Origin of the sequence: Paracoccus fontiphilus (assembly GCF_017356265.1) — a bacterium.
GTDB classification, from domain to species: Bacteria; Pseudomonadota; Alphaproteobacteria; order Rhodobacterales; family Rhodobacteraceae; genus Paracoccus; species Paracoccus fontiphilus.
In genome coordinates this window covers 1-7,836 of record NZ_JAFNAW010000102.1, presented here as the reverse complement: position 1 = coordinate 7,836, position 7,836 = coordinate 1, and the positions used below count along the sequence as shown (strand labels likewise).

Below are 7,836 nucleotides of genomic sequence, written 5' to 3'. Positions count from 1 at the left end.
GTCGGAGGTGTGGGTCTGCGCATACATCACAGCTACCAAGCTGGACTCGCAAGATGAATTCCTCACGAAATTTGTGCAACAGAGCCCTGTGTATCTCGAGCAAGAACTTGAAGTCCGGACCAGACCTTCCCTCCTCCGGTGGGTTCTGCGCCAACTCGAATGCAGCGAGCAGCGCGATCGCCATCTCTGCCTTGTCCAGTCCTTCCTGATCCTTGATCCCGAGCCTGTTGATCAGGACATCAGTGCCCTCGTAGTGGTCACTGTCACCGCCGACGTATCGCGTCATTTTTATTTTGTGACGGTTGACTTGCTATATCTGCTTAAAAGCCTTCTCCGAAGCTCCGACGCACTGACCGACCCGTTCTCGAGATCTCTGAACTCCGACGCCGACCGAATGTCCAGTTCAAGACCTTCGATCTTGAAACTTCCGAGCGCACTGGCAAGGATCTTCCGCGACGTCATCGTTTCGGATTTACGTCCAGTCTTATCTCCGCTCACCCCTGCTTTGGCGGTCTTCATCATCTGCCTCTCATGTCACATAGCCCATCTTAGCTTATGGTCCGTCTGTAATCATCCTTTTTCGCCAGTTCGACGCATGTGGCTGAAGCTTGCTTCAGTTCTTGGCACGATGATCTGCGCCATTTCCGGACAGCGCCTGTCACGGTGAGCGCAGGGCATCGAGGCGGCCCTCGTCGTCAATGACGCGAAGGCGCGCTGGCGGGTCGGGCCAGGTCCAGAGGACAATGTTCGTGGCATCGGGGTTGGCAGCATTTCCCTTGGCATAGCTTCTGGAGATCAGCCCATGAAAGCCTCTGGACGCCAAGGCGGCTGCCAACTCCTGTGATCGCGAGATGCCCCGTGCCCTCATCTCGTCTCGCCAGGTGTCCGCCGACAGGACTGCCGGATCGACGCTCTCACGGGAAAGCGCCGCCGGATCCCGTGTGTCGAACAGGTTCTCGATGTCGGCGTCATAGGTCACCAGGGTTGTCGGCTGGAGAGATCCGACTTGGTTGGCCTCGTGGATCGCGGTCACGAAATGGGTTGCCAGATAGAGCGCTGGCATGCCCTTGGCGTTAAACCGGCCCCCGAACCGCCGGGCGCCTTCGCCCGACAGCGGCTCGGCCGCATAGCGTGGCGTGATCGCCCGATAGAGCAGTCCAGCGAACCGCATGCCTCAGGCATGAACTCCGGCGTCGACCGCCTCGATGTAGTCGAGAACCTCGGTCGCGCGGCCTTCACGTGTGAGTTGCATTGCTGTCGAGCCGGAAAAGCCAGGCAATGGCTCCGAGCGATACCAGGCATAGGCCATGATGGGATTGCCGAAGCGCGGCGCCACCAGATTGACGATCTCGACCATCTCCCGCAGACGCCGTTGGGTGGTGTCGCTCGTCAGACGCCGTTGGCGCAGAACGGCGTCCCGGCCCAAGCCCGCGGATCGGGCGACATCGTCCTTCGTTGTCCGCAGCCGGTCGGCGATGATCGCCGGGTCCAGGTGGTTGTCGTGAAAGGCATCGATCAGAAGACCCATGGCAAAACCCTGTTCAGTCCTTCAGGCCGTACTCAATGACGTAATATAGCGTCAGAAGGCATGGCCTTCCAGTCTTGGCGAGACATCGGCGGCCTTTTTTCCGGGAGAAGCAAGTGGCCGCGCTCAGCCCCACACAAGCTCCGGCGCGACGGCTTCCCAGATGTCCCGGCGCAGGTGGGCACGGAACTCCTCCTTGTTGTCGGCCTTGCGCCACCGCACGACGGCACCGACCTCTCCCCGCAGGAACTTCAGACCCTCGGGTGGCGACCATATCTTCGCCATGCGTCCCAAGGCACGCCCTTGGCCATCATGGATCATCCAGGCTCCGCCCTCGTTCACCAGCCGCAAGGGATCGCCGACCTAGGCTTCCGCGATCGCCCGCAACGAGCGATGATCCGCAGGCGGTCGCCCTGCCCAGGACAGGTCCACGGCCTTCAGGTTCGGCATCTGATACTGCGCGGTTGCCAGCACCACGTCTCCCGCCTGGGGCGGAGACTTTCGGCGGAGCACATGCTCTTCCACCTGCGGCAGGAACGGATGCGCCCCATTATTCATGATGCAGAGGCTGCGCCGAGCCCGTGTCATGGCGACGTAGAAGAGGCGCCGGGGAGCATCGGCATCCTCGTTCTTCGAGGGGGCATCCCAGCCCCCGTTCAGGATGACGACGTCGTCGAACTGCAACCCCTTCGCGCGGTGCGCCGTCAGCAGCAACAGTCCCCGCTGCTCGCTCCGCGTATCGCGTGCCCATTCCGCGAACCACTCGACAAGGTCGGGCACCGGCATGGTCTTGTCGGCAAGCTCCCGGGCCAGCGCGGCGATCCCTTCGGCGATCAGGTTAGTCCAGCGGTTCGATGGCAGCGTGTTCACGGCATCGACGAGATCACGGATGCCGAGAAGACGCGCGGGATCGTGCCGCAGGATCTCGACGAAGCCCAGCATCTCGCGCAGGCGCCAGACGCTGGGCGGACTTTCATTGGCCATCTCCACCGGAACACCCAAGGCTTCCGCATAGGCGCGCACCGGGCCCAGACGCCGCCAATCGCGCGAGATGATCGCCGCCCGGGACCAGTTCCAGTCCGGGTCCAGGCGCGACAGGCGCACGAGTTCATCCACAGCCGCCATGGCCTGCGCGACATCGCTGCCCGGACAATCCAGCACCTGCACCCGGCCGTGCGCGACAGGATCAAGCTTTGCCATATCGCCGCCGGGCGGGTCCTTCCGACGCTTCCGATCGACGCTGATGGCGTGCTCGGCCTTCATCCTGTCCCTGGCCGGAGCGATGACCGCATTCGCGGCCTCGATGATGTGGCGGGTGGAGCGGTAGTTCTCGACCAGGAACTCCGGCCGCGCCCGGTAGTCGGCCTCGAACTGCCGGATGAAGCTGATGGAGGCGCCCGCGAAGGCATAGATGTTCTGGTCGTCGTCTCCGACCGCGAACAGGCTGAGCCGCAGGTCCGGATCCTCCAGCGAGCGGCCCGCCACGGCGGCGATCAGGGCGTATTCCTCGGGTCCGATATCCTGGTATTCGTCCACCAGGATCCAGCGGTAGCCTTGGATGAGCGTGTCGCGCTGCGCCTCCGCCTCGGCCTTGCTCAGGCCCTCGCCGTTCAGAAGGCGCACGGCCTCCCTGACGATGCCGTCGAAGTCATGGGTCTCGGCGGCAGACCCGGCGAAGCTGGCGCCGACCAGCCGCATGGCCATCGCGTGGCAGGTCGAGATCGTCACCAGGCTCGCATCGTCGCCGATCAGGTGACGCAATCTCGCCCGGACCTCGGCGGCGGCGTGGCGGTTGTAGGTCAGCACCAGGATGCCGCGCGGATCCTCGCGCCGGACGCGGATCAGATAGGCGATGCGATGGACCAGCACGCGCGTCTTGCCGGAGCCGGGACCGGCGAGCACTAGGACGCTGGTCTGCTCCCGGTCATCGGCGACGATCTTCTGCTGCACGGGGTTGTCCAGGGCCTCGACGATGGTCTTCCAGGACGTGCCGGTGGTCTGGCGGCGGATCTCGGTCGCCTTGCCGGGCATCCAGCGGCTCAGGAAAGCGTCGCGGTCCAGAACGAAGTAGTCCTCCGACAGGCGCGAGGCCTGATCCATCGCGACAAGGCCTGTCTCGGCATAGGCGGCCATGACATGGGTCTGGACGGTCTGCTCGCCGCAGTGCTCCTCCAGGGGAACGAAGTCCTTCTGCGTGAAGGCGCCGCCGGCCGCGTTCAGGTGAACCGTCATGGCGGGCCGGAAAACCGTCAGCCCCTTGCCCAGGCTCACCACCTCCTGTTCGTGAAGCCAGAGAAGGCTGCGCTCCATGAGCTTGGTCATGTCTTTGACGCCACTCGTCCGCAGCAGCGCGTCGGAGGTCAGCACCGCCAGAAGATCGCCTAGGGTGGTCTCGACCTGCAGGTCCTTGCCCCGGACGCCCTTCGGCACCTTGCCCAGAAGGTGCGCCAGCATGAGCTCGGCCGCCTGCCGGCGGATCAGGGCCGTCTGGTCCAGCACCTGCCAGGAGCGTTGCAGCGTCACTAGGAGCGTATCGCGCGTCGCCTTGCCCACCCGCAGGTTTCCGAGCCCCCCGTCCTGGTCGCGCCCATCGCGGCCCATACCGCGCACCAGCTTTTCCACGATGTCGGGCCGGACGCTGGCGTGGCCGCCGTCCCGCAGGGTCTGGCAGGCGACCGGCAGGTTCAAGGGAATGCCCCCTGCCCCCTCGGCATCGGGGGCGGCCTCGCGCAGCACCGCGATCAGATCGCGCTCAAGGGCGGAGGCCAACTCGAAGCGCTGCCGCGCGTGTCCCTCGACGCCATGATGGACGAACACCGTCACCGACACGTCGTTGCGCGCAATGCCCAGGGCCGCGCGATATTCTTCCCAGAGCAACGCGCAGGTGACTCCCGGGCGCCACAATTCCCGGTCCACCATGGTCCAGTCGGGCACAGGGCGCTCAGCATCCGGCACCGAGGGCGCCGCGGGAAAGAGAAGCAACTCGAGGTCATCATCCGACAGCGCTTCCGGCAGGGGCCAGCCGAGGCCCGCCTTCCGGGCGCGCCCGAGATAGACCCCGACCGTTCCCTTCCCCAATCCAAGGGATGCGGCAATCGCTTGATCGCTCACCCTCTGGGCATGCTTCAATCTCAAGACATCGCGTATTCGGCGCATCGACAGTCGTTCCGTTGGCATTCGGGTTCCCTCGTTCGAACGAGAGGAACAGTAGCTTCAGACTGTCGGTCGAACCCGCCCACCATCCCGTGGAACCTGTGCCCACGATCACGTGGACTGCCGCCCATGATCAATTGGAAGGCTGCCCACGATCAGCTGGAATGGGCGCCCATCATCCTCTGGAACACGCAGCCTGGGACTGTATTGGCCCCGCTTGGACGCGGATGTATACGTACCGGCCCTGATCAGGGTGTGCTCGGGACAAGGCGGTGGATGGCAGCCCAACTCGGTACAACGGACGGCAAGGCCAGCAGCCAAGCCAAAGCCAATGCCGCCCGGGCCAATGGGCGCAAGGGCGGGCGTCCGTCCCGTCCGGCATCGGCCTGATGATTGACGGGCCTCAGAACCGCTCGGATTGCTTCCTTGCCTTCATGGCCTCGATGATCTGATCGACATGCGCCCGCCGCTGCTGGACGCGGCAGACCATCAGGCCGCGGGCTTAAATGCTTGGCAGCTTTGCGGTTGCGGTCATCAGGATTTCGCCTTGAGGTGCTCGGCGATCAGCGTTGCGAACGGGACGATGTTGCTTCGGTAGCTCGCATCATCGAGCGCTTCCATGTAGCGCTTGCGCTGATCGAGTGTGATGACCGCCCAGGGATATCCCGAACTCGCAAGCACCGCGTTCATCACGAAGCGCGCGAGGCGTCCGTTCCCATCGGGATAGGGGTGAATGTAGCCAAGCAGCCAATGCCCCAGAACGGCCCTCACACCCGGATGTTCTTCGTCGTCGACCAGGTCGAAATAGGCATCCATCGCATCCACCAGTTTTTCGGCGGCAGGCGGCACATGGTTTGCCGTCCGGATGAACACGGGATGGTTTCGATAGCCGATCAACTGGCCTTGGGTCAGGATACCCGCATCCACGGACGGCCGGAAAAGATCCTGATACCAGTCGGCCAGATTGTCCCTCATCGAGACACGTTCACCGCACTCGATTGCGGTCCTCACGACATCCCGGACGGACTGGAAGACGTTCCAGTAGCCTTTTGCGGCCATTGCGTCGCGCGCCGAGGCATCGCCCTTGTCCCCCTCGGGATCCCAGACTCCGCTCCTGATCTTCTCGATGAGCTCCATCGTGACCCGGTAGCCTTCAATCGACAGCGAGTTCCACGCATCATGGGTGTAGACATCATCAATCTGCTCAAGCACCTCCGCCACATCATTCAGCCGTCCCGGCGCAGGCAGGATCTCGATGATCCTTGGCCGATCGCGCTGCCAGATGGCTCTGAGCATGTTCGCGATCGGCGAAGCCCCGGCCACGACATCGATCCCTTCGCCCGTAAACGGATTTTCAGTTCTCAGGTCGATCCCCGCCCTGCGCATGGCCCCAGCGAGACGTTCCGCCTGCGCGTCCATGTTCACGTGGGCAAGGGCGCCGACCAGCCGGCTTCCAGGTCTCTTGTGGGAACCCTCGACGACCGCTCGAACGAGTTTGTCAGGGTTGCGGTATGTTCCCAAAAGCGCCGCCACTGACAGGGACTGCGTCTGATAGCAGTTCTCGGCCATGTGGATCAGAGTGGCCTCCTGGGTATAGACGCGAAGACCATTCTCCAGCTTCATTCTCTGCGTTCTCGGAGGCAACTCCTTCACGCGGAGATCGAAGAGGGACTGCCCTCCCGGCAGTTCCAAGGCATTGTTTCCGCCTTTGAGGGCATGAACCATCACCTGCGGAGGAGGCACTTCGGATCCGGCATGAAGGGTGAGGCTGATCTCTGGACTGAGCACCCAATTCTCCCCGAAGCGCCCTTCGCAGTAGCGTTGGATGAAAGACCAGAAGCTCATGCTCCATGCCGTCGTGTCGCCGGGCCGGGTCGCGGGATCTGACAGGTGATACCAGCCCTTCATGATCGGAAGCAGGTAGCCGGCATCTTTCAAGGCCTTCAGGCGATCGGCTGCGATCTGCCCGCTTTGAACGACAAGGTGGCCATCTTCCTGTAACCCATGCAAATCCTGCATGGCATCCGCCAAGATCTCCCTTTTCGATGTCATCACCATGTCCTCGGCTAAGCGTCCAACTTCAAGTATATGAGCATGCCCAATTTCAAGTAAATAGCATTGTCCAAATTCAAGTAGTTCCTCGCGTTCAAGGTCAGGCCTTTTCTGTCTGTCGCAGTCGTGGGATTGGCTTTCATCATCGAGATCGACCATGCAAGCTGCGCTGGTCGGGCTTGCAGTAGCCCCCTTGCGCATTCTCGAACGGACCGGCCGTCGGTCGGCTCTGTCGTTGCCCGTATGCAGGCGCAAGGTTGCCGCGTTTTGGGCAAGGCCAGTTGGGCTTGCGCCGCTGCTGGCTCCCAAGGCTGCGCCCAGGGCAGCCGCCCCGCCTCAAGTTCGGCGATGATCCGGTCAGTGATTTCGTCGTGAAGGCTGGCGCGATCACCGCCCGTCCGAATGGCGCGGTCATGTCTGGGTATCGGGATGTCCTCCGCGACGGGCGCCGGAGGCCTCTCCTCCTGCTCTCGACCCCTCACCGAAAGTCCGAGCCGGTCTCCCCCTCTCGAAAACAGGCAGCGCAGGTAACGGGATCGGAATACGCAAAGGCAGGGCTTTTTGAGCATCTTCGGGCTTGCCGGCTTGGCGGCGGGCGTGATTTGTTCTCCTTTCCGAATTCTGCGCCGGTCCCAAGGATCCCTGTTTCCGATGTTCCGCTTCCTGCATTCCTCCGACCTGCATCTGGGCAAGGCCTTCGGCGGCTATCCCGAAGCCATCCGCAACCGCCTGCGCGAGGCCCGCCACGGCGCGATCGCCCGGCTAGCGCAAGCCGCGCGCGAGGGCGGCGCGGCCACGGTGCTGCTGGCGGGCGACACCTTCGACGCCGAGACCCCTGCCCCCGACACCCTGCGCCACGCCCTGCGCGCCATGGCCGCCGAGGCCGACATCACCTGGATCATGCTGCCGGGCAACCACGACAGCCTGGCCGCCACCGAACTGTGGCGCCGCATCGCCCAGGACGGGCCGGCCAACCTGCGGGCGATCACCAGCCCCGCTCCGGTCGAGCTGTCGCCCGGCGCGGTGGTCCTGCCCGCCCCCTGCACGCAGCGCCGCCCCGGCCGCGACCTGACCGAGGCGATGGCCGCGCCCACGCCAGACGGCTG

5 protein-coding genes and 3 pseudogenes are annotated in these 7,836 nt (G+C 63.8%); 2 read left to right on the top strand and 6 right to left on the bottom strand.

The genetic code is table 11. The features are described 5' to 3' along the window. A partial coding sequence (locus tag J0F76_RS19315) for a hypothetical protein (RefSeq protein ID WP_207471988.1) occupies positions 1-667 on the top strand: 667 nt, incomplete at its 5' end. On the opposite strand, the gene J0F76_RS19310 is transcribed toward J0F76_RS19315, so the two are convergent. The 6 genes and pseudogenes from J0F76_RS19310 to J0F76_RS21290 form a co-directional block, all read right to left on the bottom strand. Beyond that, entirely contained in the window at positions 659-1,171 is a 513-nt protein-coding gene (locus J0F76_RS19310; protein WP_207471986.1) for an RES family NAD+ phosphorylase, read from the bottom strand. The two genes, J0F76_RS19315 and J0F76_RS19310, sit on opposite strands and share 9 nt — an antisense overlap. Before the next feature lie 3 nt (positions 1,172-1,174). Next, on the bottom strand, positions 1,175-1,528 hold the full coding sequence (locus J0F76_RS19305) for an antitoxin Xre/MbcA/ParS toxin-binding domain-containing protein (protein WP_207471985.1): 354 nt from the start codon (positions 1,526-1,528) through the stop codon (positions 1,175-1,177). A gap of 123 nt (positions 1,529-1,651) precedes the next feature. Further along, positions 1,652-4,378 (bottom strand): annotated as a pseudogene (locus J0F76_RS19300) (UvrD-helicase domain-containing protein); the annotation flags it as partial. Between the two features lie 3 nt (positions 4,379-4,381). Then, positions 4,382-4,702, bottom strand: a pseudogene (locus tag J0F76_RS21060) (IS21 family transposase); the annotation flags it as partial. A 510-nt stretch (positions 4,703-5,212) separates the two neighbouring features. Beyond that, positions 5,213-6,889, bottom strand: coding sequence for a Fic family protein (locus tag J0F76_RS19295; RefSeq protein ID WP_242690461.1), 1,677 nt, complete (start codon positions 6,887-6,889; stop codon positions 5,213-5,215). Between the two features lie 125 nt (positions 6,890-7,014). Continuing rightward, positions 7,015-7,299 (bottom strand): annotated as a pseudogene (locus tag J0F76_RS21290) (ArdC-like ssDNA-binding domain-containing protein); the annotation flags it as partial. 82 nt (positions 7,300-7,381) lie between these two features. Between J0F76_RS21290 and J0F76_RS19285 the strand changes: the two are divergent. Further along, positions 7,382-7,836: metallophosphoesterase family protein (locus tag J0F76_RS19285; RefSeq protein WP_207471983.1), on the top strand; the 455-nt coding region annotated here is incomplete at its 3' end.